At 70.6% G+C, this 25,776-nt stretch carries 26 protein-coding genes; 14 read left to right on the top strand and 12 right to left on the bottom strand.

All coding sequences use genetic code 11. The features are described from left to right. Positions 1-59: 59 nt before the first annotated feature. Complete coding sequence (locus AB0J40_RS08705) at positions 60-524, bottom strand: VOC family protein (RefSeq protein ID WP_364449505.1); 465 nt, start codon at positions 522-524, stop codon at positions 60-62. Between the two features lie 109 nt (positions 525-633). Between AB0J40_RS08705 and AB0J40_RS08700 the strand changes: the two genes are divergently transcribed. Continuing rightward, positions 634-1,596 (top strand): WYL domain-containing protein, encoded by a 963-nt coding sequence (locus tag AB0J40_RS08700; protein WP_364449502.1) that lies wholly within the window; start codon positions 634-636, stop codon positions 1,594-1,596. Between the two features lie 27 nt (positions 1,597-1,623). Here AB0J40_RS08700 and AB0J40_RS08695 read toward each other — a convergent pair whose 3' ends face one another. After that, the gene (locus AB0J40_RS08695; protein WP_364449500.1) at positions 1,624-2,505 is read right to left on the bottom strand and encodes a LysR family transcriptional regulator; all 882 of its coding nucleotides are present in this window, start codon (positions 2,503-2,505) and stop codon (positions 1,624-1,626) included. A gap of 99 nt (positions 2,506-2,604) precedes the next feature. On the opposite strand from AB0J40_RS08695, the gene AB0J40_RS08690 reads away from it, so the two are divergent. After that, on the top strand, positions 2,605-3,438 hold the full coding sequence (locus AB0J40_RS08690) for a TIGR03620 family F420-dependent LLM class oxidoreductase (protein WP_364449497.1): 834 nt from the start codon (positions 2,605-2,607) through the stop codon (positions 3,436-3,438). Here the strand turns inward: AB0J40_RS08690 and AB0J40_RS08685 are convergent. Both AB0J40_RS08685 and AB0J40_RS08680 read right to left on the bottom strand, forming a co-directional pair. After that, entirely contained in the window at positions 3,416-5,071 is a 1,656-nt protein-coding gene (locus tag AB0J40_RS08685) for a phospholipid carrier-dependent glycosyltransferase (RefSeq protein ID WP_364449495.1), read from the bottom strand. The genes AB0J40_RS08690 and AB0J40_RS08685 overlap by 23 nt on opposite strands. A gap of 256 nt (positions 5,072-5,327) precedes the next feature. Then, entirely contained in the window at positions 5,328-5,990 is a 663-nt protein-coding gene (locus AB0J40_RS08680) for a cutinase family protein (RefSeq protein ID WP_364449492.1), read from the bottom strand. A gap of 597 nt (positions 5,991-6,587) precedes the next feature. Here AB0J40_RS08680 and AB0J40_RS08675 point away from each other — a divergent pair. Beyond that, positions 6,588-7,184, top strand: coding sequence for an alpha-ketoglutarate-dependent dioxygenase AlkB (locus AB0J40_RS08675; protein ID WP_364449489.1), 597 nt, complete (start codon positions 6,588-6,590; stop codon positions 7,182-7,184). A gap of 5 nt (positions 7,185-7,189) precedes the next feature. On the opposite strand, the gene AB0J40_RS08670 is transcribed toward AB0J40_RS08675, so the two are convergent. The 5 genes from AB0J40_RS08670 to AB0J40_RS08650 form a co-directional block, all read right to left on the bottom strand. After that, positions 7,190-7,714, bottom strand: a complete 525-nt coding sequence (locus AB0J40_RS08670; RefSeq protein ID WP_364449487.1) for a hypothetical protein — start codon at positions 7,712-7,714, stop codon at positions 7,190-7,192. Positions 7,715-7,719: 5 nt separating this feature from the next. Beyond that, entirely contained in the window at positions 7,720-11,367 is a 3,648-nt protein-coding gene (locus AB0J40_RS08665; RefSeq protein ID WP_364449484.1) for a Rossmann-like fold-containing protein, read from the bottom strand. Between the two features lie 128 nt (positions 11,368-11,495). Beyond that, entirely contained in the window at positions 11,496-12,749 is a 1,254-nt protein-coding gene (locus tag AB0J40_RS08660; protein WP_364449482.1) for a serine/threonine-protein kinase, read from the bottom strand. Between the two features lie 272 nt (positions 12,750-13,021). Further along, complete coding sequence (locus AB0J40_RS08655; RefSeq protein WP_364449479.1) at positions 13,022-13,471, bottom strand: hypothetical protein; 450 nt, start codon at positions 13,469-13,471, stop codon at positions 13,022-13,024. Between the two features lie 76 nt (positions 13,472-13,547). Beyond that, positions 13,548-13,919, bottom strand: coding sequence for a DUF742 domain-containing protein (locus AB0J40_RS08650; RefSeq protein ID WP_364449477.1), 372 nt, complete (start codon positions 13,917-13,919; stop codon positions 13,548-13,550). Positions 13,920-14,490: 571 nt separating this feature from the next. On the opposite strand from AB0J40_RS08650, the gene AB0J40_RS08645 reads away from it, so the two are divergent. Continuing rightward, the gene (locus AB0J40_RS08645; protein WP_364449474.1) at positions 14,491-14,784 is read left to right on the top strand and encodes a hypothetical protein; all 294 of its coding nucleotides are present in this window, start codon (positions 14,491-14,493) and stop codon (positions 14,782-14,784) included. A 497-nt stretch (positions 14,785-15,281) separates the two neighbouring features. Beyond that, positions 15,282-16,742, top strand: coding sequence for an arabinofuranosidase catalytic domain-containing protein (locus AB0J40_RS08640; RefSeq protein WP_364450064.1), 1,461 nt, complete (start codon positions 15,282-15,284; stop codon positions 16,740-16,742). Between the two features lie 39 nt (positions 16,743-16,781). On the opposite strand, the gene AB0J40_RS08635 is transcribed toward AB0J40_RS08640, so the two are convergent. After that, complete coding sequence (locus AB0J40_RS08635) at positions 16,782-17,642, bottom strand: hypothetical protein (RefSeq protein WP_364449471.1); 861 nt, start codon at positions 17,640-17,642, stop codon at positions 16,782-16,784. Positions 17,643-17,842: 200 nt separating this feature from the next. Between AB0J40_RS08635 and AB0J40_RS08630 the strand changes: the two genes are divergently transcribed. The 3 genes from AB0J40_RS08630 (at position 17,843) to AB0J40_RS08620 (ending at position 20,226) form a co-directional block, all read left to right on the top strand. Then, positions 17,843-18,418, top strand: coding sequence for a CGNR zinc finger domain-containing protein (locus AB0J40_RS08630; RefSeq protein ID WP_364449468.1), 576 nt, complete (start codon positions 17,843-17,845; stop codon positions 18,416-18,418). A 28-nt stretch (positions 18,419-18,446) separates the two neighbouring features. Next, on the top strand, positions 18,447-19,436 hold the full coding sequence (locus AB0J40_RS08625; protein ID WP_364449466.1) for a zinc-binding alcohol dehydrogenase family protein: 990 nt from the start codon (positions 18,447-18,449) through the stop codon (positions 19,434-19,436). Positions 19,437-19,647: 211 nt separating this feature from the next. Then, a complete protein-coding gene (locus tag AB0J40_RS08620; protein WP_364449464.1) occupies positions 19,648-20,226 on the top strand; it encodes a hypothetical protein in 579 nt (192 codons plus the stop codon). A 34-nt stretch (positions 20,227-20,260) separates the two neighbouring features. On the opposite strand, the gene AB0J40_RS08615 is transcribed toward AB0J40_RS08620, so the two are convergent. Then, entirely contained in the window at positions 20,261-20,698 is a 438-nt protein-coding gene (locus tag AB0J40_RS08615; RefSeq protein ID WP_364449461.1) for a MarR family transcriptional regulator, read from the bottom strand. 46 nt (positions 20,699-20,744) lie between these two features. Here AB0J40_RS08615 and AB0J40_RS08610 point away from each other — a divergent pair, with 46 nt between their 5' ends. From AB0J40_RS08610 to AB0J40_RS08600, 3 genes are read left to right on the top strand one after another with little or no spacing between them, the layout of a single operon-like run. Further along, positions 20,745-21,431, top strand: a complete 687-nt coding sequence (locus tag AB0J40_RS08610; protein ID WP_364449458.1) for a class I SAM-dependent methyltransferase — start codon at positions 20,745-20,747, stop codon at positions 21,429-21,431. Positions 21,432-21,486: 55 nt separating this feature from the next. Next, positions 21,487-21,846 carry an AraC family transcriptional regulator gene (locus AB0J40_RS08605; RefSeq protein ID WP_364450061.1) on the top strand — a complete coding sequence of 120 codons (360 nt, stop codon included), beginning with the start codon at positions 21,487-21,489 and terminating at the stop codon, positions 21,844-21,846. 48 nt (positions 21,847-21,894) lie between these two features. Continuing rightward, on the top strand, positions 21,895-22,311 hold the full coding sequence (locus AB0J40_RS08600; protein ID WP_364449455.1) for a VOC family protein: 417 nt from the start codon (positions 21,895-21,897) through the stop codon (positions 22,309-22,311). Positions 22,312-22,315: 4 nt separating this feature from the next. Here AB0J40_RS08600 and AB0J40_RS08595 read toward each other — a convergent pair whose 3' ends face one another. Continuing rightward, positions 22,316-22,576 carry a hypothetical protein gene (locus tag AB0J40_RS08595; protein ID WP_364449453.1) on the bottom strand — a complete coding sequence of 87 codons (261 nt, stop codon included), beginning with the start codon at positions 22,574-22,576 and terminating at the stop codon, positions 22,316-22,318. Between the two features lie 59 nt (positions 22,577-22,635). Between AB0J40_RS08595 and AB0J40_RS08590 the strand changes: the two genes are divergently transcribed. From AB0J40_RS08590 to AB0J40_RS08580, 3 genes are all read left to right on the top strand, one after another. Beyond that, positions 22,636-23,181 (top strand): DinB family protein, encoded by a 546-nt coding sequence (locus tag AB0J40_RS08590; protein ID WP_364449450.1) that lies wholly within the window; start codon positions 22,636-22,638, stop codon positions 23,179-23,181. 98 nt (positions 23,182-23,279) lie between these two features. Beyond that, positions 23,280-24,149 carry a class II glutamine amidotransferase gene (locus AB0J40_RS08585; protein WP_364449447.1) on the top strand — a complete coding sequence of 290 codons (870 nt, stop codon included), beginning with the start codon at positions 23,280-23,282 and terminating at the stop codon, positions 24,147-24,149. Positions 24,150-24,252: 103 nt separating this feature from the next. Beyond that, complete coding sequence (locus tag AB0J40_RS08580; protein ID WP_364449444.1) at positions 24,253-25,761, top strand: MFS transporter; 1,509 nt, start codon at positions 24,253-24,255, stop codon at positions 25,759-25,761. The last annotated feature ends 15 nt before the right edge of the window (positions 25,762-25,776 follow it).

Raw genomic sequence — 25,776 nt, 5'->3', positions numbered from 1 at the left:
GAGTCTCCGGAGGTCGGGTGCGGTGGGATGCGCGCGCCGCATCCCACCGCGGCGCGGGATCAGCCCTGGTGTTCGGCGGCGACGTCGACGATCCAGGTGACGCCGAAGCGGTCGACGAGCATGCCGAACGCGGGCGCCCACCGGGCCGGGCCGAATTCTTCGACGACGGTGGCGCCTTCGGCGAGGCCCTTCCACACCGGCGTGACCTCGTCGACGGTGGCGCCGCGGACGGAGAGGAAGAACTTCTCCTTCGTGACCGTGGTGCCGTTCTCGCGGCGGGTGGTGGGGGCGGCCGGGGTGGCCGGTCCGTCGGTGCCGGGGACGTCGTAGGCCATGACGCTGAAGCCGTTGTCCGCGGTGACCTGGCCGAACACCACCTTGCCCGCGTCGGGCAGCTCGGCGGGCATGCCGAAGTCGCCGTAGGTGATCACGGTGGCCTGGCCGCCGAAGACCGACTGGTAGAACTCGAGCGCCTCGCGGGCCTGGCCGGTGAAGTTGAGGTGGGCGACAGCGGTGAGCGACATGGTGGTCCTTCTCGGAATGGGTCCGCCGCCGGGGGTTTCCGGCGACGAGCGCCAGCGTGTCAGCAGTAGCGGTCAGGGAACGTCCGCTTCTCGTGGCACCATGAAGTTCGTGCCGACTTCCTCCTCGACCGCGACCTCGGGCCGCCTGCTCTCGCTGCTGTCCCTGCTGCAGGTCCGCCGGGACTGGCCGGGCGCGCTGCTCGCCGGCCGGCTCGGGGTCAGCGAGCGGACGGTGCGCCGCGACGTCGACCGGCTGCGCGAGCTCGGCTACCCCGTCCAGGCGGTCAAGGGGCCGGACGGCGGTTACCGGCTCGAGGCCGGCAGTCGGATGCCGCCGTTGCTGTTCGACGAGGAGCAGGCGGTGGCGTTGGCGGTGGCGTTGCGGATCGCCGTCGGGACGGGCGCGGGGATCGAGGAGGCCGCCGCCCGGGCCCTGGCGACGGTGCGCCAGGTGATGCCGTCCCGGCTGCGGCAGCGCGTCGACCTGTTGGAGATCACCGCGGCCGCCCGCGACACCCAGGTGGACACCGACGCTCTGGTCGCGCTCAGCTCGGCGATCCGGGCCACCGAGGAAGTGCGGTTCGACTACGGCACCCCGCCCCGCCGGCGCCGGGTGCAGCCGCACCACCTGGTCGTCCGCAACGGCCGCTGGTACCTGGTCGGCTGGGACGCCGAGCGCGCGGACTGGCGGACCTACCGGGTCGACCGCATGGAACTGCGCGTGCCGAACGGCCCACGGTTCACACCGCGAGAGGTACCGGGCGGCGACGTCGCGACGTTCCTCGCCGCCCGCTTCAAGGGCTCGGCGACCGTCGATGCCTGGCCGTGCCAGGGCGAAGTGGTCCTGGACCGCCCGATCGCCGAAGTCGCACCGTTCGCCGGCGACGGCGTCGCCGAGGAAGCCGACGCGGGAAGGACCAGGCTGCGGACCGGGTCCTGGTCCTGGGGAGCACTGGCGGCCGGTCTGCTCCGGTTCGAGTGCGCCGTCGAAGTGGTCGGGCCGCAGGCGTTGCGCGACGCGTTCGCGGACCTGGCCGGCCGGGCCGCGCGGGCGGCCGGGCGCAACGGCTGAGCGCCCGCGCCGGCGCGACCTCCGTGTCTACTGTGGACGGTCGGCGGCCTGGTCGCGGAAGGCCGCCACCGCGCACTCGGCCGCGCTGCCGGCGTTCTCCGCGGCGACGACGACGCTGCCGTCGATCGTGATCGCCGGCTCGAGCGGGATGGCCCGGATCCGCGTGGAGCGGATCTCGGCGACCTGGTCGGCGGGCAGCACCGTCCAGCTCCGCGGCTCCGAGCCGACTTCGACGATCGTGTCCTGCAGCGTGCCGGTCGGGCGGCCCGGCCGCGAAGCCCGTCCGGTGCCGCGCAGTGCCGAAATCACGGCGTCGTGCAGCGGCGGGTCGTGGTCGCGGGCGGGAACGCGCAGCGGGTCGTCGGCCAGCTCGGCGAGACCGACGGCGCTTCGCCCGGCGGCCGGGTGGTGCCGGGACACCACCGCGAACAGGCGCTCGGTCCAGGTCGGCAGCACCGTGAGCCCGGGCACGGACCGCACGCCGCGAGTCAGCGCCAGATCGAGCTCGCCCTGCCGGAGCGCGGTGAGCCGGGCCTCGACCGGGAGATCGACCAGCACGACGTCGAACTCCGGCGCCCGCTCACGCAGGGCGTCGATCCCGCGTTCCAGCCGGGCCGTCATGCCGGCGGCGGTGCCGATGCGCACGGTCGTCATGGCCTGCTGCGCCGCGAGCCGCACCTGGCCGGCCGCGGCGAGCGTGGTTCGCGCGGCGTCGAGCACCCGCCGCCCGGCCGCGGTGAGCCGGACCCGCCGGGGTGACCGGTCGAGGAGCCGGACCCCCAGTTCCCGCTCCAGCCGGGCGATCTGCTGGCTGACGGCGGGCTGGGCGATGTGCAGCCGCTCGGCGGCCCGGCCGAAGTGCAGCTCGTCGGCGACGGCGACGAAGTAGCGCAGTGCCCGCAGCTCCATGGTTCCACCCGGGGTGTCCTCCGACGATAAGCCGAGCTTATCGCAGCACGTACCGGTTGCCCCTGGTTCGCGTCGCCGTCCGGTGCTGAAGTCGTGATCATGACCATCGAACTGGGATCGCTGGGTGCCTACCTGGCCGCGGCCGAGGCGACCGCGGAAGAGGCCGTCGCGCTGGAGGAAGCCGGGTACGGCGCGATCTGGCTGGCCGCGTCGCCCGAGGCCGACCTCCGCTCGGCGGAGCGGCTGCTCGACGCCACCGGCCGGAGCGTGGTGGGCACCAGCGTGCTCAACGTGTGGACGGCCGACGCGGAAACCGTCGCGGCCTCCTACCACCGGATCGCCGGGAAGCACCCCGACCGGCTCCTCGTCGGCATCGGCGCCGGCCATCGGGAGCTCAACGCCGAGTACGCCTCGCCCGTGGCGAAGACCGCGCGCTACCTCGACGCGCTGGCCGCACTCGGCGTCCCGGCCGACCGCGTGCTGCTGGCCGCACTCGGCCCCAAGATGCTCCGGCTGGCGGCCGAGCGCGCCGCGGGCACCCTCACGCTCCAGGTGACGCCCGAGCACACCCGGCGCGCTCGGGCGGCGCTCGGCCCGGACAAGCTGGTGGTGCCCGCGCACGGCGTGGTGCTGGACACCGACGCCGACCGCGCGCGGGAAACCGGCCGGGCCGGCGTGCGGCCGCTCCTGAGCATCGCCAACTACGCCGCCAACCTCCGGCGGATCGGCTACACCGACCAGGACCTCACCGACCCCTTCAGCGACCGGTTGATCGACGCGCTCGTGCTGCACGGCGACGCGACGGCCGTCGCGGCGGGCGTCCGTGCCGAGCTGGCGGCCGGGGCGAACCACGTCGGCCTGCACGCGGCGGGGGAGGACCCGATCGGCGTTCTCCGCGCGGTCGCCCAGGCTACGGCCGGCGGTAGACCGTGATCGAGTGGCCGACGTCGTCGATCGGGGTGCTGCCGGCGAGCAGGGCCGTCAGGCGGTCGTCCGCCTTGGCGATCGCGGAATCCGACACCGCCAGCAGGCCGTGCACATCCTGCGGGGGCACCGTGCGCGGGTCGGCGGCGTCGATGCCGTAGGCGGACGGCACGCCGCTGCCCTTGTAGACGAGCCAGAGCCGTTCGTGCGGGTAGCGGCGGCCCAGCCGGGCGAGGTCCTGGCCCCAGTCGACGTTCGAGTCGTGCAGCCACAGGTGGGTCCGCGCCGGCCCGCCGAACGCCTCGTTGGAGTAGGGCAGGTAGTAGGGGAACGTCCGCAGCGAGCTGACCGCCGCGAAGACGACCAGGGCCGCGACCGCCACGCGCGCCCACCGCGGGCGGAGCAGGACGAGACCCGCCGCCGCGACGGCCAGGAACATCGGCACGTAGATGGCGTACCGGACGCCGAGGTCGCGCGTGCTGGTCATCGCCGCGGCCAGCAGCACCGCCGCGGGGACGAGGACGTAGGGCGCCACCGGGCGCAGCCGGCGGAGCGCCACCAGCGCGACGGCGCCGGCCGACCCGAGGGCCAGCGCGCCGAGCGGCAGCTTCACCAGCAGCGCGGCCGGGAGGTAGTACCAGACCGCGTCGGCGTGGTACCGGCCGAACAGGAAGGTGCTCCAGGCCTGGTCCTCGAAGCCGAACTGGACGCGCATCCCGTCGAGGTAGGGCCGGGGCAGCGGCAGCCACCGGGCGAGCGCCCGCGGGCCGTCGAGGGCGGGCAGGCCGGGCGGAGTCGCCCAGCGCAACCGCGGGTCCACGGCGAGGTAGGCGGCCCACACGACCGCGATGGCGAGCAGGGCCACGGTGACCGCCGCCGCCAGGCCGAGACCCAGCCGCCGCAGCGTCCGGTGCGCACGGAGGTGGTGCCACACCGACAGCACGACCAGGAGCAGCACGACCGGGACCGCCGCCAGCGCACTCATCTTCGTGGCCACGGCCGCGCCGAGGGCGAGCCCCGCGAGGGGGAGGTAGAGCGCCGGGCGACGCCGGGCCCGCCACAGCAGCCAGACCGACGTCAGCACGAAACCGGCCACCGGGACGTCGAGGGTGGCCAGCGACCCGTGCGCGACGAGGTCGGGGGAGAAGGCGTACAAGGCGAGCGCCGTCACCCCGCCGGCCGGTCCGGCCAGGTCGCGCGCGAAGAGGAAGACGACCAGGCCGAAGAGCAGCGTCAGCACGATCACCGGCAGCCGCGCGAGGAACAGCAGCCGTCCCGGATCGGTGCCGGACTCGTAGAGGACGTGCCGGCCGAGCTGGGTCTGGTCGCCGCGGAAGGCGGGGTCGAGGTGGACGTCGGCGAAGGCCAGGCCGGTCGCGATGATCAGCTTGCCCAGTGGCGGGTGTTCCGGGTTGTAGCGCAGGCTGTGCTGCTGCAGGTACGTGAGGGCGGTGCCGGCGTAGACGGGTTCGTCGATCGTCGGCGACTGCGCCACGGCGGTGGTGAGCATCGCGATCGCCATCTCCGCGAGCAGCGCGACGACGACGAGCGCGAGCGACCACCGCGGCAGCCGGCGTGCGGGCCGCGCGTCCTCTGTGGCCACCGTGTCCGTGCGCGGCGGCAGGCTCGTGGAGAGGGCCAACCCGCGGGTCCTTCCGTGCGGGGAGCGGTCACCTCAAGGGACGTCCGGCGGGCGTCCCGGTTCTCTGCGTTCCCGCCCAGTCTGGCTGATCGATCGGGCAGGCTTTGCGACGGCGGGAGCCTGGGGCCGGTGCAACGCGATCGCGCCGGGCGGCACCCGCGCGGAAATGGCGCCCGACGTCGATCCCGAAGCACCCGCCCCAAGGCGATCATGCGTTACCTGGGGGCGGAGGGCGGCTTGATCGCCCGGGCCGCCGTCACCGGTCCGGGAAGTACTGGCCGTTGAACCACTGCCCGACGCCGTCGTCGGAGTAGACGTCTACGTTGAAGTTGTAGTTGTCGACGTGCTTGTGCTGGGCGTACCCGATCCACCCGGAGGCGGCGCCTTCGTCGCAGATGACGTCATCGGTGCACAGCGAAACGGTGGGCACATTGCCGAAGTACCGATCGACCCCGGCGAGCGGATAACCGACGATGGGCCCGAAGATGACGGAGGGCGCCTGGCCGGCGAGCCCGGGCCCGCCGAGCCCGTTCGGATCCCGTTTGGGATCGGCGATGAGAACGGCGTTGACATTGCCGAAGGTCTGCCAGTTCTCGGTGACCCAGATGTGCACGACGGCGGCGCCTTCGGAGAACCCGATCGCCTTGGCGTGCTGGTCCGGACACGCGGCACGCTGGTCGCGAATGAGCCGGTTCAGTTCGTCGACCCCTTGCCGCGCGCTTTGGCTGTTGACTTCGGCCGAGTAGCCGACGCGCTGGCTGATGCCCCCGGTGAAGATCATCGAGTCCCGATCGGTGAACCCACCGACCACGATGGTGTAGGTGCCATCGCACGAAGCCGCATTCGCGACGGGCGCGGCGGCGGTGGCAAGACCCCCGGACAGCAGAAGGGCGGCTGCGAAAGCCGCAGTCTTCCTCATGTGCACTCCCCATTGTCGAAACGAAAGTCCGGACTTTGCCGGACAATGGGGAGCGTATCGGTGTTGACCTGGATCCGGAAACGACGGATTCGGGGTAGGGGGGCGGTTTCATCGGGATTTCATCGGGGCCGTCTACGGTGTCCGCTCGAAGTCGTGTTGGAGCGCGGAGGAGGTCTTTGACCTCGGTAAATGTCTTGTCGTTGGGTGGCGAGAACGATTCGCCGAGGTGGGGGAAATCACTGGATCGGGTGACTTTCAGGAGTGGGCGGCTTCGGGTGAGCGCCGACTCCGCGAGGCTTTTCCGGATGTCCGCACAATCGCCCCAGTGTCAGCGTTGCCATGATCCTTGGTGCGATCGTCTGCCCGATCCGGCCGTAGAACAATCGGTGAACTTGCGCAGTCTGGCGCGCTCGCGGCGACGAACCGCAGCTGGTTGGTCACCGGCTGACCACGTTCCTGCGGCTCGCGGTGGCCGCAGACTCGACTCTCGTGCGACCGTCGCACTCCCCGTCGGCCAGGACCGCGTCGGCGACCTCGCAGTCGCGTGCGCAGCAAGGCGAGTGGTGCCGCCGGCCGTTCTGGAGAAGGACGGTCGGCATGGTCGTCGACAGGGCGGTATGCTTGACTGTGCCAACGATCACGACTGTGCCAGGGCTCACCTACGTCGCTGACTACCTGCCGCAGATCGAGCAGGACGAGCTGTTGTCGACTGTTGACTCAATGCAGTGGCGTAGTGACCTCAAGCGCCGCGTACAGCACTATGGATACCGGTACGACTACACAAAGCGAGAAGTAGGCCAGGACTCCTATCTGGGGCCGCTGCCGAGGTGGGCGAAGAGGCTTGCGGACCGACTCTACGGTGACGGCCTCGTTGCCATTGAGTTCAATCAGCTGATAGTCAACGAATACCTGCCGGGGCAGGGAATCTCCGCTCATGTTGATTGTGTTCCCTGCTTCGCCGGTACGGTGGTATCGGTTAGCCTGGGCTCGCAATGTGTCATGGTCATGAGTGACAAGGACGCCAAAGTTGACCTGCTCCTGCAGCCGGGGAGCTTGCTGATCATGCAGGGTGATGCCCGCTACCGGTGGCGGCACGGTATCCCGGCGAGAAAATCGGACCTCTACAACGGTGAGCGGATATCGCGCGGCCGTCGCGTTTCCCTGACCTACCGCGAGGTTCTGACCGAGGGCTGAACCGGTTACTTCGGTGCGGGCGGACTCAGTTTGGCGTCCTGAGCCACTAGATCGGCGAGCCAGTCGGCGAAGTTGTCGTACCGCCACTCGAACTCGTTGTGTTCCTGGTGGGAGTCTCCGTACAGCCCGTACACGCCAGGTTTCCGCTCGCCTGTCGCGTCAAAGGCGAAGTCGTGCTCCTGTGTGTCCTCCAGGCCTCGCTCACTCACGATGTGGTAGATGCACTGAGCGAAGACCAGGTAGCCGTCACCGCTGACGATCGAACCATCCATCTCGATGATGTCGGTGGATACATCGGAAAAACCGAGGATGTCAATTATCTGTGTTGCTTCTTCGTTTTCAATGTACGCTCCGCCGTACTTCATGAGGAACTCTTCGTAAGACGAGTCAGCGCGTAGAAAACGGTAGCTCGACAGAAACTCTGTCAGTCGCCCGGCCTCGCTCGCGTCGGGACTGGCTGGATGCTCGATACCGCGTCCGACTCTTGCCCCCGGTATCTGTTCGAACCGTGCCATGAGGGCATCGATCATAGGGTTCAGCCCTTCGTGAAGATGAATGTATGGCCGCGCGACACGTCGGGTGACTCGCCTCCCTCGGTTGTCTCGTGAGTGTAGTCAGGGTAGTCGGCCTGGCTGAAACCCTGTCCCGAGACTAGGCGAAGGCCGGCGGCCTGTGCTGCTTCGACCGGCTTGAAGCGCGCGATGTACCACTCGGGATCCTTTGCGACGCGCAGCGTTACCGTGACCTTCCCGTTGGGGTTGAGGCGCTGCGCGGCGCTGCTGAAGAACAACCTGAGCAGTGTGGCCCCCTTGGCGGCCACCAGGTGTCGTTCGCTGAACCTCCCGCCGGGGTGTGGGAACATCCAGATTATGTTGTCGAACTTTGGCTTCTTGTCTGCGTCTTCGTGCAGCCGGGTCGCGTCGACTCCGAACTCCACGGTCACTCCTTGTGCCTGAAGCCGTTCAGCTCGCTGCCTGGTTTCTTCGCTCTTCTCCTCCTTCTTCTCGTAGATCGTGGCGGTAACGTCTCCGGGCAAGATGCGGCCAAGGATGAGGTTGGCTTCGGTGAATGACAGGTTTCCTTCGCCGACGAGCAGTGTTTTTCCTGAGATCGGTATCAGGTTGCCGCTGTTGTCCGGGTTGAGCCTGGCGTAGACCGCCCAGCCCGTGCCTCGGCGAGTTGCTTTGATCTCCTTGAACTTGAACTTGTTCCTGATACTGACGAGTGACGAGTAGAGGGGCCTGGTCTCCTCGCCCTTGCCGCGCGAGCGGGAGCTGACGGCTCGTATAGCGCGAAGTCCCTTGCGCCAACGGTCCTGGACGTCCTTGTCTTCCGGCTTCTTGGTCTCCGGCTTGCGTGGCTTGTCCCTGTCGTGGGGGCGGTCTGGCCTCGCGGGCCGCTTCCGCTTGGGCTTGATCTTGCGCCACAGCTTCTTGACCAGATCGGCCATCTTCTTGACAACCCAGTCGATGGCCTTGTTCACCGGTCGCGCGATCTTCTGGAAGACCGCCTTGACCCTCCCAGCGATCCCACCGATGCCAAGCAACGCCGCCAAAGCACCGATCAACACCGGAATCGCCCGCGCCAAAGCCCGTTCCACCAAAGCGGGCACCCCGCCCGTCCCACCCCGCGCGATGGCCAGCACCGCATCCAGAACGGCGTTGACGAACTCGATGATCTGACGCGCGTTCGTCACGATGAACCGGATGATGTCGATGATCATCTTGCACGCCCGGATGAACGCCGACGCCGGGTTGAACAGCGACACGATCCACGTGATGCCCGCGATGATGATCGTCGGCAGCAGGAACGACACCAGATTGCCGATCAGTTCCTTCTTCAGATCACCCACGCGGGTTTTCAGGTCGTCCCACATGCCCGCGACGCCCCGGCTCTTGACCTGGACGACCAGCGGGACCGCGGTTTCCGCCGCCACCAGGGCCTGGTTGGGGACGCGGCGGGCCAAGCGCGCGCGGATGTTCGCCCACGACAGGCCCAGCAGCATGGCGATCAGCGTCAGGATGCCCAGGATGTCGAACGTCTTGGGCAGCTGCAGGCCGACCGCCCCGCCGGTGCCGAGCAGCCACGCCAGTACGCCGCCCTCCAGGTGGCGGGCGGCGTTCTTCATGAACAGCTTCAGCCCGCCGCCGACGCCGGTGACCAGGTTGCCCAGGAAGCCGATCGGGTCCTTCAGGATCGCGCCGATCGCCGAGACCGCCTTGCGGAGGACGCCCAGCAGCATCTGGCCCAGTTCGATGATCGCCTTGATCGCGCCGCCGATGGCGTCGGCCGCCTTGGCCACCAGGCCCTTGTTCTTCTCCTTCTCGGCGGCGATCTCGTCGTCCACCGACTTGACCGCCTCGGTGTACTTGGTGGCCAGGGTGTCGACGAGCTCGGTGCCCTTGTCGTTGACCGTGTCCTTCAGCTCGTCGAACTTGCCTTCGAACTCCGTGGCCGCCTCGCGGCCGATCGCGCGCAGGTCGGCCGGGAGCTTGTCGACCGCCGCCTTGAGTTCCTTGCGGCCCGCCGCGATGCGGTCCTTGGCGCGCTTCAGCTCCGTCTCGACCGTGCCGGCGATCTCGGTGATGATCAGGTCCATCGCCGCGAGGTAGTTGTCCTTCGCGTGTTCGTAGATGCGGTTGGCTTCCTCCGGGAGACCCGCGAACAGGTCCCTGGTCCACCGCGCCCAGCCGAGCGGACCGCCGTAGCGTTCGTCCTTGTACCGCTCCATGCCCTCTTCGTGTTCGCGGGTGAAGCGGTCCCGCGCCTGCTTTTCCTTCGTCGTGAACTGGTCTTCGACCTTCTTGTCGAGCTCCGCCAGGATCTTCTCGACGTCGCTCTTGGTCTGGTCGAAGACCTGCTGCAGGAGGTCGGTGACCTCTTTGCGCTTGTCCTCGTCGGTCTTCTTCGCGCCCTTCTTGCCGGTGCCCACCCGCTGGCCGGTGCTCACGCGGGTCGCGTGGATGCCGGACATGGCGGCCGAACCCCGTGCGGCGGCGGTGTTCTTGACCTCGTTGAGCTCGCCGGCCTCGTGGGCGCGCAGTTTCTTCGGGGCGGTCTCCGAGTGGGCTTCGAGGGTCTTCTTTTCCTTGACCGCCTTGTCGAACTGCGGTTCGCGGGAGTTCTGGAACGACAGCTGCCGGTCGGTGACCTGCGCGTCGGCCATCTGCCGGTTGACCTGGTCCGGGCCCGCGGACATGTCGGTGGCCGACGGCGGCAGCTGGTCCGGGGCCGCCTGCGCCGGGTTCGGGGTGGCGGGTTTGCCCGGCACCTTGTCCGCGGCCATGGGCACGACCCGCTTGGCGTCCGGCGCGGGTTCCGGCGGGGCCGCGGTCGTTTCGGCGATGTCCTGCGCCGAGGCGTCCTTGCCTTCGCCGACCTTGCCCTGGACCTCGGTCTTGACCTCTTCGGCTTTGCCCGACTCGCCGAACTTGTCCGCCTCGTCGAGGTTCTTCGGGGCCTTGTCGGCGATCGCCTTCTTGACCGCCCGGATGAACTCCTGCTTGTCGAACTCCTTCGGCTGGGCGGCGTCCATGTCCTCGGCGTGCGCTGCCTTGCCGCGGGCTTCCTGGTCGTCGGCCGGGGCTTCCGCGGCTTCCTGGGCCGCTCCGGCTTCCGCGGCGGCCGGCGGGTGGCTGGCGCCGACCGTCTTCTTCTTGGTGTTGACGTCCTTCTTCAGCGCCTGGAACTTCGGGTCGGCGCCGGGTGAGCGTGGGCCGGTGCCCTTCTCCTTCCTGGTGTCCTTGTCCGGCCGATCGTCGGGCGCCGTGTCCTTCGCCAGGTCCTTCTTGTCCGGGGCGGACGCGGGCTGCGGCTCGGTCTTCCGGGCGGCCGGCTTGGCGGGCTGGGGCTTCTTCGGCGCGGGCCGGGGTGGGGCCGGTGCCGGAGTCAGGGGCGCGAGAGCGGCGGGTGCGGCCTGCCCGGCGATCGCCTGGTTGCCCACGACGTTCTGGCCGGCCAGCAGCAGCCGGCCGGCCCAGGTGGACGGTTTGGGCTCGGCGCCTTTCGGCAGGTTGCCCAGCGCGGCGGCCACGGCGGCGTTGCCCAGCTCCGCGCGGGCGCGGACCACGTCGGCGGTGCCCGGGTCCATCGCGCCGGGGGTTTCCGGGCGCCGCAGCCGGACCGACGGCGAGACGGTCGGCATCGGCGGTCGGGGACCGCGGGCCTTCACGGGTGCGGACATTCGGCGCCTTCGCTGGTCAGCTCACGTACCAGACGGCAGCAGGATGCCAGCCGGCCCGTCGCGCCACCGCGATCCGGGCGTCACCGCAGCGTCACCGGCGCGACAGTCACCCGTGAGCGGCGCCCAGGTCAGGGACCGCTGTGCTTCTTGACGTTGCCCGGCCCTTTGTCCTTCACTTTGCCTTTGGCGGGGCCGCCCTCCGCACCGGCGGATCGCACGGTGCCGGCGGTGGCCGCGTCCGGTGGCGGCGCCGCCGCGAGAGTCGGCGGGTCCGCGGCTTTGCCGTGCGGCGCGGCGGCCATGACGGTCGAAGCCGGCGGCCTCCCGGCCGCCGAGGACGGCGGCGTGGGGCTCGTCGAGTGCGCAGGTCCGGCGGCGGGCTGTCCGCCGGGGTCGGGGATGGCGGCATCCGGGCGCGTGAGCAGCACGGCGGCGGCGACCGCGGCGGCGGCCGCGATCCCACCGGTTGCGACCAGGGGCTGTCGACGCCGCCGCGAAGGGGCGACCGGTGCGGTGGTGGCCGGCTGCCGCAGCAGCTCGAGGGTCTCCTCGGCCGTGGGACGCTGCCGCGGGTCGCGCGCCGTCATGCGCTCGAGGATGTGGGCCAGCTGAGCGGGCACACCGTCGGGAACGTGGGGCGGGCGGTTGAGCCGGGCGATGGCCGATTCGGCCAGCGTGCCGGGGAAGGCGCGTTCGCCGGTCAGGCACTCCAGCAGGATCAGGCCGAGGGCGTAGACGTCGGCGGCCGGGCCCGCGTGCTCGCCGGCGACCTGCTCGGGGGCCAGGTAGGCGGCGGTGCCGGTGACCAGGCCGGTGCCGGTGACGCGCGTGGCGTCCAGCTCGTGCGCGATGCCGAAGTCGGTGATCAGCGGGCCGTCGGCGCCGAGCAGGACGTTGGCGGGCTTGAGGTCGCGGTGCACGACGCGGCGGGCGTGGACGTGGGCCAGCGCCTCGGCCAGCCGCGTCGCCAGCTCGCGCACCTGTTCGGCCGGCAGCGGCCCGGCCAGCAGCCGCTGGGCGAGGTTCTCCCCGTCGACGAGCTGCATCACCAGGTAGGGCCGGTCGCCGTCGGTGCCGCTGTCGAACAACGCCACGACGCCCGGGTGGTCGATGCTGGCCTGGATCGTCCGCTCCCGCACCCGCCGCAGCTGCTCGACGGGCATGGCACCGCGTTCGTAGACCTTGATCGCGACGTCACGACCCAGGCGCCGGTCGAAGGCCTGGTAAACCCGTGCGGTGGCGCCGCAGCCGATCAGGCCCGCGACCTCGTAGCGCTCGGCGACCACGTCCGGATCGTCTCTGCGCCACGGCGGCACCCCGGCGAGGTCGAGGGAGAACGGGGGTGAGGTCGCCCCGCCGGTGCCGGTCCGGTCACCGGGCATGGGCCACCCCGGCTCTTGCGCGCGGGCGCTGGGCGGCGTGGCCACTCGGGCCGGCGATCGAGGGTGGGGGCTGTTGCCAGCTCATGAGGACCGACCTCCGCGAAACGGGTAGGAACACCGGCCGCGAGGACCGACGCGGCGGGGACGGCGGCTGCTGGGTTGAACCGCGCGTCGCAGGCAGGTCGGTGTACCCCGGCCCGGGGCGGGGATAAACCGGCGCACCCCGCGTCGACGTGTGATCCGCGCGGTGTTCGGCGTAGGCGTCCGTCCCCTCAGGCGAGGGCACGTTCGAGAGTCTCGACGACCTTCGCCGGTGCCGGAGCTGCCGCGAGTTCGCGTGCCGCGCAGGCGCGGGCCCATCCGGAGCTGGCCGGCGGCGCCGCGGGGCAGCGCGCGTCCCGGTACATCGGGACCGTGCCGGATCCGGCGTAGCCGAGTGCCGGCTCCGCTCGCCTGCCCAGGCCCGGGTGGCCGGATCGGCGGGGGACCAGCCGCCGGGTGGTTGAGCCGGACCGGCCACCGGGACGGCCCGGACCCCCGGGCGTGGTGAGCGATCGAGGACACGGGTCAGGTGAGCGAGGGGCCCGGCCGGCGTCCGGCACCGACGGCAGCAGGCTGCCCCAGCCGTGGCTCGCGCCTTCGCCGCGCTGACGGCCCCGCCGGCGACGAGCCGGCACCGGCACGGCGATCCCGTTGTCCGCGCCCGCCGGTTTCGACCGCATTCGATGAATCTTTCGAAACGGGATGACATCGAATTCCCCGGCGGAGCGGGCGGCTTCGAGCCCGCTGCCCGAGGCACTACGTCATCGCGTGAAGACCGCGGAGAACCCGCTCCATGAAGTCGATGCTGGGCCGAGCGCCGTGAGCCCGTGGCGTGTCCTGGACGGTCACCAGGCCGCGGTCGGCGAGGTCGGACACCAGGACCCGTGCGACGCCCAGGGGGATCCGCCGGTACGCGGCGATCTCGGCGACCGACTGTGACGAGCGGCAAAGGATGCAGATCGCGGCCTCTTCCCGGGAGCAGGCGTGCTCCGGGATGCGGCCTCGCTCGGTGGCCGCGATGAGCGTTTCGACGGGGAGCGTGCGCGTGGGCCGCGTACGTCCATGGGTGCGGAAGTACGGCCGGACAAGATCTGCCGTGTCCGGGTCGAGCCCTAACGCCGGCTCCACATCGGCTCCTCACTGGAATTGTCGACTAACGGAAATTATTTGTCGCTCCACCAATCGTCGACAATCGACCGAACGGGTAGAGAGCCCGGTGGCGGCCGCCCGCCCGTGACCACCGGAAAGGTGAAACCCGGCCCGGTGGCGCCGTCAGCTCGGTGACTCTGCGTGGCCTCCGGTAGGCCGACCGGGTCGCGGTCGGACCTGACCGGATCGGTGGCCGAGCCTTCCGGCAGTGGGGGAGTCCAGACCGGCCCGGCGCGCCCGCTCTGAGCCCGGCTGGCCGGCCGAGGTGAACTCGACCGGCAGCGTGGCGGTTCCACTGTCGCTCGCCTTGACCGTCCACTTCGTACTCTCGGCACTCCCGAGACGTCGGTGCTGCGCGCGAACAGCATGTGCTCACCACCGTGCTGCCACGAACGAGCCAATGGCGGCGTGATCAGGGACCCGCCGCCCTCACTCGATGGTGTCGTGCGGTGGAGTGTCCCGTCGACCGCCCAGTACTTTCTGCTCGCGCGCGCGGCCGATGCCGTCGCAGCTGTCTTGTCCGATCCTGTGATTTCGAGGTGTCTCCCGTATGTTGAAGAAGGCCTTTTTCGTCACCGCTGCCCTGGGTGCCGGCGCGTTCATGGTCGGTGGTGTCGCGTCCGCCGACACCATCAGCCAGGTCAGCCTGCTCAACCTGGAGGACACCGACGTACTGCACAACGTCGACGGCACGGTCGGATTCTGCGACAACGAGGTAAACGTCCTGGGTGTGCAGGTGCCGGTCCACGACGTCGCCAACGGTGTCGGCGTCGGCGAGGGCGAGTCTCCGAGCAACTGTGCTGGGGGCGGCTCGGCCGACGGCGGCACTGTCCACGGCAACTGACTGCCGGCCGGTTCCGGGGATCGGCGAACGCATCGGTCCTCGGAACCCGGCGATTTCTTCGCAGCGCCTGCTCTTCTGGCACGGGCGAGTGTTAACGCGAACATTCAGGCGTGACTCACCTGTCGACCTGATCGTGCTCGACCCGAGGTTTGCCCAGTTCTGCGGGATGTTCAGCCAAGTTTTTCGAGCCGCTCGCCTGAACATCGACTGTTAGCGATAACAAGAGAGCCTTGTAGACGCGGGTTGCGGCAGTTATCGTCCCGGGTGTGCTCCGGTGGTCCTGACCCGGAGCGCGACCGGTGGCACGTCAAGTTCTGCTCGCAAGGAGGCGGCGCATGAACGCTCAGGCAAGCGTGGCTCCCGGACAGCCGCCGCAGTTTTCTGTTGGCGCACAACGGTGACGACGTCGCGGTGAAGGCACCCGCGACCCGGCTTCCGCAGGCACACGAAAGGAGACAGCAATGGGTTTCCGGGATCTCCGTCACCGCTGGCGAAAGGTGCTCGCGGTGGGAGCCGCCGCTCTGCTCACCGGTGCGGCGCTGACCGTCGCGACGGGCACGGCCACGGCCGCCGGCACCGGGCCGTGCGACATCTACGCATCCGGCGGCACGCCCTGCGTCGCTGCGCACAGCACCACTCGCGCGCTGTTCGGTTCCTACAACGGGTCGCTCTACCAGGTTCGGCGCTGGTCCGACGGCGCCACCGCCAACATCGGCGTGCTCAGCGCCGGCGGCTACGCGAACGCCGCGACGCAGGACTCGTTCTGCTCGGGCACGTACTGCACGATCGTGCGGATCTACGACCAGACCTCGCGCCACAACGACCTGACCATCGCGCCCGGCGGCGGCGCCAACCCGACCGCCGACCAGGGCGCGAACGCCGCGGCCCTGCCGGTCACGGCCGGCGGCCACAAGGTGTACGGCGTCTACATCTCGGCCGGCAACGGCTACCGCAACAACAACACCAACGGCATCGCCACCGGCAGCGCCCCCGAGGGCATGTACATGGTCACCGAGGGCACGCACTTCAACGACCGCTGCTGCTTCGACTACGGCAACGCCGAAACGAACAACAACGACACCGGCAACGGCGACATGGACGCCATCTACTTCGGCACCCTGTGCTGGTTCTCCCCGTGCAGCGGCTCCGCCCCGAAGGTCATGGCCGACCTGGAAAACGGTCTCTTCGCCGGTGGCAACGGTTCGAACACCGCGAACACCGGCCGCGGCAGCGCGTTCGTCACCGCGGTGACCAAGAACAACGGCACGTCGACGTACGCGATCAAGGACGGCAACGCCCAGTCCGGCGGCCTCGCGACCCGGTGGAACGGATCCCTGCCTACGCAGGGCGGTTACCAGCCGATGACCAAGCAGGGCGCCATCATCCTCGGCATCGGCGGCGACAACAGCAACGGTTCGGTCGGCTCGTTCTTCGAAGGCGTGATGACGTCGGGCTACCCGTCCGACGCCACGGAGAACTCGGTGCAGGCGAACATCGTCTCGGTGGGCTACGCCAAGAGCGTCACGTTCCCGGTCGACGGCGCGAGCTACCGCCTGACGAACCTGGCGGCGGGCAAGGTGCTCGACGCGGCCAACTGCGGCACCGCCAACGGCACCGCGGTCCAGGTCTGGCAGAACCTGAACAACACCTGCCAGCAGTGGCGCTTCACCAGTGTCGGTGCCAATAAGTGGACCATCACCAACGTCAATTCGGGCACCGTGCTCGACGCGGTCAACTGCGGCTTGGCGCTCGGCACGGCCACGGACCTGTGGCAGTCGCTCGGCAACAAATGCCAGCAGTGGGCGGTGATCCCGGCCGGCAACGGCCGCTACGAGCTGGTGGTGGAGAACAGCGGCATGGTCCTCGACGACCAGAACTGCGGCACCGCCAACGGCACGAAGGCGCAGCTGTGGATGTGGCTGAACAACACCTGCCAGCTCTGGTCGTTCTCGTCGTAGGCCCCCGGCCGCGGCGCGGGTGACCCACCCGCGCCGCGGTCACGGTCGCGCGGTGCCGGCCCGGCGGAGGCGCTCGTCGGCCTCGTTCTCCGACAGCGAGGTGATGGGCAACCCGGCCGCGTGCTGGAACTTGGCGTCGTAGGCCCGGGTCCACACGCCCGCCGCCCATGCGCGTTGGAGTTCGTCGGCGCTGAGGTCCCGGCCGCGCGCGCGGCCGTACGCGGCGAGGAACCGCCGCGTGTCCTCGACGGTGGCCAGTTCGTCCGCGTCGACGCTGGAGTACAACGCGGCGGCGAAGCCGACCAGGACGTCTTCGCTGTCCGCGGTCACGCTGTCCCAGTCGTGGACCACCAGCAGCGAGTCCCCGCGCCAGCGCAGGTTGCCGGCAAGCCAGTCGCAGTGGCCGAGCACAGCGGCGGACCCGCCGATCCGCAACCGGTCGCGAGCACGGCGCCCGGCGTCGTCGATCCACTCCGCGCCGGCCACTTCGTCGAGGTTGACGTCGGTGCCCTCCGGGTGCGGCCACAGGCCGTCCCCGGCGTGATTCCAGGCCGCCCACGACGGTGCCGGCTCCAGGACGGACGTTTCCGCGGGACTCGGGGCCAGCCGGAGCAGCCGCGCGAACGCCTCGGCGAAGGCTGCGGCCGCGCGGTCCGCGCTCGGCAGCATGGCGCCGCCTGGAACGTAAGCCTCCGCGGTGGCGATGTCACCACCGAGGGGAGCGGCGCCGGTGAGCGGCTCCGGGCAGGGATACCCGGCCTGGAACAAGCGACGCTGAACTTCGACGCACGCCGCCACCCGAGGCGCGGCCGGACGGACCTTGACCACGACGTCGCGGCCATTCGCCAGCCGGAGCCCGATGACGGCGGACAAGTGCCCGGACCTGAACAGTTCCTCCACCGGCGAGCTTCCCAGACGTTCCCGGCACCAGTGCGCGAGAGCGCCGGGATCGACCGCGCGCGCACGAGGGGCCATCTCGGCATCCTGGCAGACGAACCACCTCGCGGTGCTGATCGAGGCCGCGGCCGGACCCCTCGGCGGTTCGGTGACCTGGCCCACAAAGCAGCGCGCGAAATAGGTAAACGAGCCATGCTTCTTTCATGGCTTGGCTCGCGACCGCACGCTACGACCTGTCCCCGGCCCCGGACGGCCTGGGGTTCGTCCAGGACCTGCTCAACACCCGGTCCGCGGGCCGCCCCCGGCAGCCGGACCTGCTCGGCGACGTCGCGTCGGCGCAGAGCTGGGCCGACGGGGCCCTGGCGGCCTGGAGCGAGGAGACCGGCCAGGACGTGCCCGCCGTGACCCTCGGCGAAGCCGACCTCGACCCGCTTCGCGACCTCCGCGTCGATCTGCACGCTCATGTGGCCGGCGTGGACGGGCCGCCGGAACACTGGGCCGGGGTGGGCCTCCGCCTCGGCCCGGACGGCCGGGTCCGGCCGGAACCCCGCGGCGCCGGCTGGCGTGCTCTGGCTTCACTCGCTCTGATCGCGATCGCGGAGGGTCAGGCGGCCGGCACGTGGCGCCGGCTCAAGGTCTGCCGCAACCACCGGTGCGAAGCGGCGTTCTTCGACCGCTCGCGCAACAACAGCGGCACCTGGCACGACGTGCGCGTCTGCGGCAACCCCGCCAATCTGCGCGCGTTCCGCGAGCGGCAACGCGCGGAAAGAATCAACTGAAAAACACCTATTGCGAAGAGGGAACACCATGCGCGCGATCCAGTACGACGAGTTCGGCGACTACGACGTCCTCAGAGCCGTCGAGGTCCCGGTTCCGGTCCCGGCCGACGGCCAGGCGCTCGTGAAGCTCACCTTGGCGGGGGTGAACCCGCTGGACGACACCGTCCGCCGCGGCAAGCTCCCCGCCGCGGCCGTCAAACCGCTGCCGATCCGGCCGGGCGGGTTCGGCGTCGGCGTCCTCGCCGAGCCCGGCGCCAGCGGGCTGCCGGCGGGCACCCGGGTCATCCTCAGCGGCGGCCGGTACGGCGTGGGCGCCGACGGCGCGTGGGCCGAGTACGTCGCCGTCGACCCGCGGCACGTCGTTGCCGTCCCGGACGACGTCGACGACACCGCAGCGGCCGCGCTCACCGCCGCGACCGGCCACCTCACGGCGTACCTGGCGCTCACCGAGCTCGCCGGGTTCCGGCCCGGGCAGTCCGTCCTGGCGCCCGGTGTCGGCGGCGGCGTCGGCCAGGGCGGCGTGGACGTCGCCCGGGTGCTCGGCGCCGGCGCGGCGATCACCACCGCCACCAGCACCGCCAAAGCCGAGCGCGGCCGCGCACTCGGGTTCGAGGTGATCGACCTGTCCACGGAGTCCCTGCGTGCCGGCGTGCACCGCCTGACCGGCGGCAAGGGCGTCGACGTCGTCCTCGACGGTGTCGGCGGCGCCGTCACCGGTGCATCGCTGGGCGCCCTTGCCGTGGACGGCACGCTGATCAGCGTCGGGTACGCGGCGAGCACCCGCACCGAGATCGACGTCACCGACCTCATCTGGAAGAACGCCCACATCCACGGTTTCCGGTTCGCCCTGTTCACCCCGGAGCAGATCAACGCCGCGAACACGCGGCTGCTCGAACTGGTGGCCCGCAAGGAGATCACGCCCCTGGTCGACCGCGTGTTTCCGCTGGAGGAGGCCGCGCAGGCGCAGCGGCACCTCGCCGAGGGTGGCCCGTTCGGTCGCGTCCTGCTGGCCATCTGATCCCGCTGGGGTAGCCGGATCGGGCGGCGAGCCGGCGGCCCGGACCGAGCCCGGCCTGGAGAGCGGGAAACAAAACATCGCCATCGGGTGAATTCGGGCGTGTGCGCGCTTTTTCGCCGAACAGAACGAATGATTCCACCGAAAGTGCTCTTGGCGCACCGATGGGTGTTTTCGGATTGCCGGTCACCTCGAACTTGCCGACACTCGGGGCATGGAGAACACGGTTTCCGAACCCGAGGCAGCGCCGGAGTCCGACGTCCGGTTCCCGATCGTCCTGCGGGGTTACGACCGCCGGCAGGTGGACGAGTACGTGCGGGTCGCGGAGAAGCGGGTCGATCGGCACGAGAAGGCGCGGCGGGTCGCGGAGCGCAGGCTGGCCAAAGCGCAGGTGCCCGCCCCGCGGGCGCCGGAACCGGACGGTGCCGCCGGGCTGGGGAAGCGGATCGAAAAGATCCTCCAGGTCGCGAAAACCGAAGCCGCGGAGATCAAGGAGCAGGCTCGCAAGGAGAGCGAGGTGCTGCTGGCGGCCGCGGAGAAAACCGTCGCCGATGCGGAAAACGCCGCCGCGGAGACCGGGCGCGCCGCACAGCGGGACGCCCAGCTCGTCATTTCCCGTGCGGAAGAGGAAGCCGCCGCCATCCGGGCCACCCACCGGGCGGTGCTGGACCAGCTGGGCCGGATCGTCGACGCCGTCGAGGAACTGCGTGACCGGTTCGGCGGCGAGGCCGGCGCCGACGCGGAGAGCCCGGCCGAGCCGGCGACCGCGGACTCGGTGCCTTCCCCAGCTTGACCGGAACTCGGCCACGGCGTTTCCGCGGTTCGCGTCAGGGGGACCGCCGGGACACCGCCTGGCCGGCGGCGAGGAGGAGCCTCCGGAGCTCGCGCCGGTCCTGTTCGCCGAGCTTGGCCAGGACTCGGTCCTCGGCGTCGGCCACCTCGGGGTCGAGGCGCGCGAGCAGGGCCGCGCCCTCGCGCGTCAACGTGGCGGGCAGCGACCTCCCGGACGACACCGTGGCGGGTCGCGTCACCAGGCCGCGCTCCTGCAGCTCGCGAACCACCTTGTTCATCGCCTGCGGCGACACCTGGGCCTCGCGGGCCAGCTGGGCGTTGGACTTCGGCGACTGCGACAGCATCCGCAGGCAGAGGTATTCGGGCGCCGCCAGCGCCGACGGCCCCAGCACGGTGGCGGCCACCTCGGCGCGCAGGGCCGAGGTGACCCGGTGCAGCAGGTAGCCGAGTGGCTCGTCCCGGATGCCTTCCATGTCAACCATGTTGACATATATCAACCAGGTTGACACCATGGGGTGCATGACGAGCTCATCGAGCGACGCGTTGTTCGAATCCGCCTACCGTGGCCAGGCTCCCGAGCTGGGCCAGGGCTTCCGGCCGCCGTGGAGCATCGGCGAACCGCAACCCGAGATCGCCGCGCTCATCGACGCGGGGGCGTTCCACGGCGACGTCCTCGACGCCGGCTGTGGCGAAGGCGCGACGGCGCTCCACCTCGCCGAGCAGGGGTTCACGACCGTGGGGCTGGACCGGTCGCCGACCGCGATCGCGCTCGCCCGTGCCGAAGCCGCCCGCCGAGGGATGGGCAACGCCGGCTTCGCGGTCGCCGACATCAGCACGTTCACCGGCTACGACGGCCGGTTCGGCACCGTCGTCGACAGCACCTTGTTCCACTCGATCCCGGTCGAGCTGCGCCGGGGGTACCAGGAATCGATCGTGCGCGCCGCGGCGCCCGGCGCGTCCTACTTCGTGCTGGTGTTCGACAGCGCGACCGTGCCCTCGGGCAAGGTCAACCCGGTCTCGCCGGCGGAACTGCGGGAGGTGGTGGGCGCGTACTGGACGATCGACGAGATCCGGCCGGCCCGCATCCACGCCAACGTCCCCGAGAACTTCCCGGACTTCACGGGCTTCGCCGGCAGCGACGTCCGAGACGAGGGCAACGGCCGCAAGTCGGCACCCGCCTGGCTGTTGTCGGCGCACTTGTCCTGACGCGGTGTGGTGTGATCGGGACGTGAGCCGTGCCGGGGAGGAGACCAACCGTCGCATGCTGCGCGCCCGCGACACCATGGACCGCGACTACGCCAAGCCGCTGGACGTGGCCGCGCTGGCGCGGATCGCGCACGTCTCGGTGCCGCACTTCAGCCGGACCTTCCGCGCCACCTTCGGCGAGACCCCGCACCGCTACCTGCAACGCCGGCGGGTGGAGCGGGCCATGTTCCTGCTGCGCTCGGGCGACCGGAGCGTCACCGACATCTGCGTGGAGGTCGGCTTCACCAGCCTCGGGACGTTCAGCCGGACCTTCCGGGACATCGTCGGCGAGTCGCCGACGGCCTACCGGCGGCGCGGCCCGCTGGCGGACGTGCCGACCTGCTTCGCCATGGCGTGGATGCGGCCGCGGAGCTGATCGTTTCGGATAAGCGTCCCGGCGCTCTCCTGCACTACCGTCGCCGCCATGCTCAACGCAATCACGATTTCCCAGATCTTCGTGCTCGACCAGGACGAGGCGCTCGACTTCTACGTCGGCAAGCTCGGCCTGGAGGTCCACACCGACGCCGACCTCGGCTTCATGCGGTGGCTGACGATCAACGTGCCCGGTCAGCCGGACCGCGAGATCCTGCTGGAGAAGCCCGGCCCGCCCCGGATGGACGAGGCCACGGCGAACCAGGTCCGCGACCTGCTGACCAAGGGTGCGATGGGTGGCTCGCTGTTCTTCACCAGCGACGACTGCCGCAAGACGTACGAGACGCTGCTGGCCCAGGGCGTCGAGTTCACCGACGAGCCGACCGAACGCCCGTACGGGATCGACTGCGGCCTGCGCGACCCGTTCGGCAACAGCATCCGGTTCAGCCAGCCGCTGGCCGGCTCCTGAACGATCAGCGCAGAGCCGCGTCGGCGCAGTCCTCGGGGCTGCTGGTGAACGCGATGGCCGCGTCGGGTGCGTGCCGGCGAGTGCCGGTCAGCGCTTCCTCGACGGCTTGCCCGGGACGCTCGTCGGGGGAGACCAGGCAGTAGGCGGCCGTGATGCCGTGCTCGTCGAACCGGGCCCGGCCGCGGGCGATCGCGGCCTGGACCGGTTCGGGGTCCCAGCCCGCCGGCTTCGCGGGGTCCAGTCCGATGACCAGCACTCGAGTCATCGCCGAGACGATACGCGGGCGGTTGCCGGACGACACGTCGTCCGGCAACCATGGGGGCCATGCCCGAAGAGCCGGCCGCCGGCATCCCCCCGCTGGCCGGGGAAGACCACGTCTGCGCCGAGTGCGGACTGTCCTATCCCGACCTCCCGCTCGACACCGCCCGGGCGATCATCGGATCGCTGCCCGGCGCGGTGGACGCCGTGGCCGGATCCGCGTCCCCGCAGGACCTCCGGCGCCGGCCCGCGCCCGGCCGCTGGTCGGCGCTGGAGTACCTCGTCCACCTGCGGGACGTCTGCGTCACGTACACGATCCGGCTGCACCGCGCCCGCACCGAGGACCGGCCGGTGCTCGAGCCGATGCTCAACGACCTGCGCGCACGACGGTTCCGCTACAACGACCGTTCCCTCGAAGGACTGCGTGCCGAACTCGCGGCCTGCGCCGCCGGGCTCGGCGACGAGATCGAGCGGCTGAAGCCGGCGGACTGCGAACGCGTCGTGACCCGCCTGCCGGGCGAACACCGCACGGCCCGCTGGCTGGTCCGCCAGGCGGCCCACGAGGTCACACACCACCTCGAAGACATCAGGCACTGCCTGGCCGCGGCTTAGCATGCCCCGGCCCACACTGTTGGATACGGCAACAGTTCGATGTTTGACCGGCCCGCCCCGGGTATCCGCATGTGAAGCCGCCGGGAGAAGGGTTCGAGATGTGTCGTCTGTTCGGTTTGTCCGCCGCGCCGCAGCGGGTCCACGCCACGTTCTGGCTACTGGAGGCCCCCGACAGCCTCGCCGCGCAGAGCCGTCGTGAACCGGACGGGACCGGCCTCGGCGCCTTCGACCACGATGGCCGCCCCCATGTCTGGAAACAGCCACTGGCCGCCTACGAGGACGAGAAGTTCGCCTACGAAGCCAAACAATGCGAGTCGGTGACCTTCCTTGCGCACATCCGCTACGCCTCGACCGGCGGTCTCGAATCCCGCAACACCCACCCCTTCGAGCAGCACGGCCGCCTCTTCGCCCACAACGGCGTGATCGGTGACCTGCCGGCGCTGGAAGAACGGCTCGGCGACGAGCGGAACCTCGTCGGGGGCGACACCGACTCGGAGCGGTTCTTCGCGCTGATCACGAAGGAAACGGCCGCCCGCGGCGGTGACGTCGGTGCCGGGATCACCGCCGCCGCTCGCTGGGCCGCCGACCACCTGCCGATCTACGCGCTGAACCTGATCCTGACCACCGCCACCGAGCTGTGGGCGCTGCGGTACCCGGACACCCACGACCTGTTCGTGCTCCAGCGCGAACCGGGCGGACCGCACGGCGACCGCCACCTCGAGCACGCCAGCACGGCCGGCCGCATCCGGGCCCGGTCCGGCCAACTGGCCCACCACCGCGCCGTCGTCGTCGCCAGCGAACGGATGGACGAGGACCCCGGCTGGCAGGACCTGCGGCCCGGGCAGCTGCTGCACGTCGGGGCCGACCAGGTCGTCACCCGCCGGACCGTCCTCGAACACCCGCCGCGCCACCAGCTGACCCTCGACGACCTCGGGGCCCACGCCGCCGCGTCCCAGCACGGCCGGTGAGGCTTCCGCACCGGTCACGCTGCCGCAACACCTGTCCGGACCGGGTTTCGGCCGTCGAGGCCGGGGAATTCGCGTCGCGGGGCACGCTCTCGAGGAGGTTGGCATGGCGGCGACACCCGTTCCGGCGTCATCCGGAGTCCGAACGCTGATCCCGGCGCGCATCGACCGGCTGCCCTGGTCGAGGTTCCACACCCGGATGGTCGTCGCGCTCGGCGTGGCCTGGATCCTCGACGGCCTCGAGATCACGGTCGCCAGCGCGGTCGCCGACACGCTGACCAAACCCGAGACGCTGCACATGTCGTCGGCGGCCGTCGGGCTGCTCGCGACGATCTACCTGGCCGGCGAGGTGGTCGGGGCGCTGTTCTTCGGCAGCCTGTCCGACAAGCTGGGCCGCCGGAACCTGTTCATGCTCACCCTGGCCGTCTACCTCGTCGGCAGCGGCCTGACCGCGCTGACCCTCGGCAACGGCGCGGGCTGGGTGGTGTTCCTCTACGCCACCCGGTTCATCGCCGGCATGGGCATCGGCGGCGAGTACGCGGCGATCAACTCCGCGATCGACGAGCTGATCCCGGCCCGCTACCGCGGCCGCGTCGACATCGCGGTCAACGGCACCTACTGGGCCGGCGCGGTGCTCGGCACGATCGGCACGTACATCCTGCTGAACCGGATGGACCTGTCGCTGGGCTGGCGGCTGGGCTTCCTGATCGGGCCGGTGCTCGGGCTGGTCATCCTGTTCGTCCGGCGGCACCTGCCGGAGAGCCCGCGGTGGCAGATCATGCACGGCAAGGCCGACGCGGCCGAGGCGTCGATCAAGCAGATCGAGCAGGAGGTCGAGCACGCCGGCCGCAGCCTGCCGGCGGTCGACGAGAGCAAGGCGATCGAGGTGACCCCGGCCGAACGGATCGGGTACGTGGCGCTGGCCAGGGTGCTCTTCCGCGACTACCCGTCCCGGGCGATCCTGGGCGCGTCGCTGATGATCAGCCAGTCGTTCCTGTACAACGCGATCTTCTTCACGTACACGCTGGTGCTCGGCAAGTTCTACGGGGTCTCGTCGGCGGCCACGCCGATCTACCTGATCGCGTTCGCGGTCGGCAACCTCGTCGGCCCGTTCACCATCGGCCACCTCTTCGACACGCTCGGGCGCCGCACCATGCTGGCGGGGACGTACCTCGTTTCCGGCGTCCTGCTGGCGGTCACGGCGGTGCTGTTCTACACCGGCTCGCTCAACGCCATCACGCAGACGATCGCCTGGTGCGTGATCTTCTTCTTCGCCTCGGCCGGCGCCAGTGCGGGCTACCTGACGGTCAGCGAGATCTTCCCGCTGGAGGTCCGGGCGAAGGCGATCGCGGTGTTCTTCGCGATCGCCCAGTGCTTCGGCGCACTGGGCCCGGTGATCTACGGCGCGCTGATCGGCGCGGGCGACCACCCGGTCCGCCTCTTCATCGGCTACCTGCTCGGCGCGGTGGTGATGATCGCCGGCGGGCTGGTGGCCCGGTTCCTGGCCGTGGACGCGGAAGGCAAGTCGCTGGAGGACATCGCCCAGCCGCTGTCCGTGGGCGGCCGCCGCGGCCGCACCCGCGCGGAAGGCGCGTCCTCGCCCTTCTCGACGTAGTTCGCCCCACGGAAA

Source organism: Amycolatopsis sp. NPDC049691, assembly GCF_040675005.1.
Taxonomy (GTDB): Bacteria; Actinomycetota; Actinomycetes; order Mycobacteriales; family Pseudonocardiaceae; genus Amycolatopsis.
Note: the sequence above shows the minus strand (reverse complement) of the source record. Positions and strands in the feature narration are given on the sequence as shown.

Excerpts from the sequence above, each read along its gene's own strand:
- AB0J40_RS08620 (WP_364449464.1), top strand. The coding sequence starts at position 19,648 with ATGGAGAACACGGTTTCCGAACCCGAGGCAGCGCCGGAGTCCGACGTC.
- AB0J40_RS08630 (WP_364449468.1), top strand. The coding sequence starts at position 17,843 with ATGGCTTGGCTCGCGACCGCACGCTACGACCTGTCCCCGGCCCCGGAC.
- AB0J40_RS08705 (WP_364449505.1), bottom strand. The coding sequence starts at position 524 with ATGTCGCTCACCGCTGTCGCCCACCTCAACTTCACCGGCCAGGCCCGC.
- AB0J40_RS08695 (WP_364449500.1), bottom strand. The coding sequence starts at position 2,505 with ATGGAGCTGCGGGCACTGCGCTACTTCGTCGCCGTCGCCGACGAGCTG.
- AB0J40_RS08590 (WP_364449450.1), top strand. The coding sequence starts at position 22,636 with ATGCCCGAAGAGCCGGCCGCCGGCATCCCCCCGCTGGCCGGGGAAGAC.
- AB0J40_RS08690 (WP_364449497.1), top strand. The coding sequence starts at position 2,605 with ATGACCATCGAACTGGGATCGCTGGGTGCCTACCTGGCCGCGGCCGAG.
- AB0J40_RS08665 (WP_364449484.1), bottom strand. The coding sequence starts at position 11,367 with ATGTCCGCACCCGTGAAGGCCCGCGGTCCCCGACCGCCGATGCCGACC.
- AB0J40_RS08675 (WP_364449489.1), top strand. The coding sequence starts at position 6,588 with ATGGTCGTCGACAGGGCGGTATGCTTGACTGTGCCAACGATCACGACT.
- AB0J40_RS08585 (WP_364449447.1), top strand. The coding sequence starts at position 23,280 with ATGTGTCGTCTGTTCGGTTTGTCCGCCGCGCCGCAGCGGGTCCACGCC.
- AB0J40_RS08625 (WP_364449466.1), top strand. The coding sequence starts at position 18,447 with ATGCGCGCGATCCAGTACGACGAGTTCGGCGACTACGACGTCCTCAGA.
- AB0J40_RS08600 (WP_364449455.1), top strand. The coding sequence starts at position 21,895 with ATGCTCAACGCAATCACGATTTCCCAGATCTTCGTGCTCGACCAGGAC.
- AB0J40_RS08645 (WP_364449474.1), top strand. The coding sequence starts at position 14,491 with ATGTTGAAGAAGGCCTTTTTCGTCACCGCTGCCCTGGGTGCCGGCGCG.
- AB0J40_RS08655 (WP_364449479.1), bottom strand. The coding sequence starts at position 13,471 with ATGCGGTCGAAACCGGCGGGCGCGGACAACGGGATCGCCGTGCCGGTG.
- AB0J40_RS08660 (WP_364449482.1), bottom strand. The coding sequence starts at position 12,749 with ATGCCCGGTGACCGGACCGGCACCGGCGGGGCGACCTCACCCCCGTTC.
- AB0J40_RS08610 (WP_364449458.1), top strand. The coding sequence starts at position 20,745 with ATGACGAGCTCATCGAGCGACGCGTTGTTCGAATCCGCCTACCGTGGC.
- AB0J40_RS08580 (WP_364449444.1), top strand. The coding sequence starts at position 24,253 with ATGGCGGCGACACCCGTTCCGGCGTCATCCGGAGTCCGAACGCTGATC.
- AB0J40_RS08680 (WP_364449492.1), bottom strand. The coding sequence starts at position 5,990 with ATGAGGAAGACTGCGGCTTTCGCAGCCGCCCTTCTGCTGTCCGGGGGT.
- AB0J40_RS08615 (WP_364449461.1), bottom strand. The coding sequence starts at position 20,698 with ATGGAAGGCATCCGGGACGAGCCACTCGGCTACCTGCTGCACCGGGTC.
- AB0J40_RS08670 (WP_364449487.1), bottom strand. The coding sequence starts at position 7,714 with ATGATCGATGCCCTCATGGCACGGTTCGAACAGATACCGGGGGCAAGA.
- AB0J40_RS08595 (WP_364449453.1), bottom strand. The coding sequence starts at position 22,576 with ATGACTCGAGTGCTGGTCATCGGACTGGACCCCGCGAAGCCGGCGGGC.
- AB0J40_RS08605 (WP_364450061.1), top strand. The coding sequence starts at position 21,487 with ATGCTGCGCGCCCGCGACACCATGGACCGCGACTACGCCAAGCCGCTG.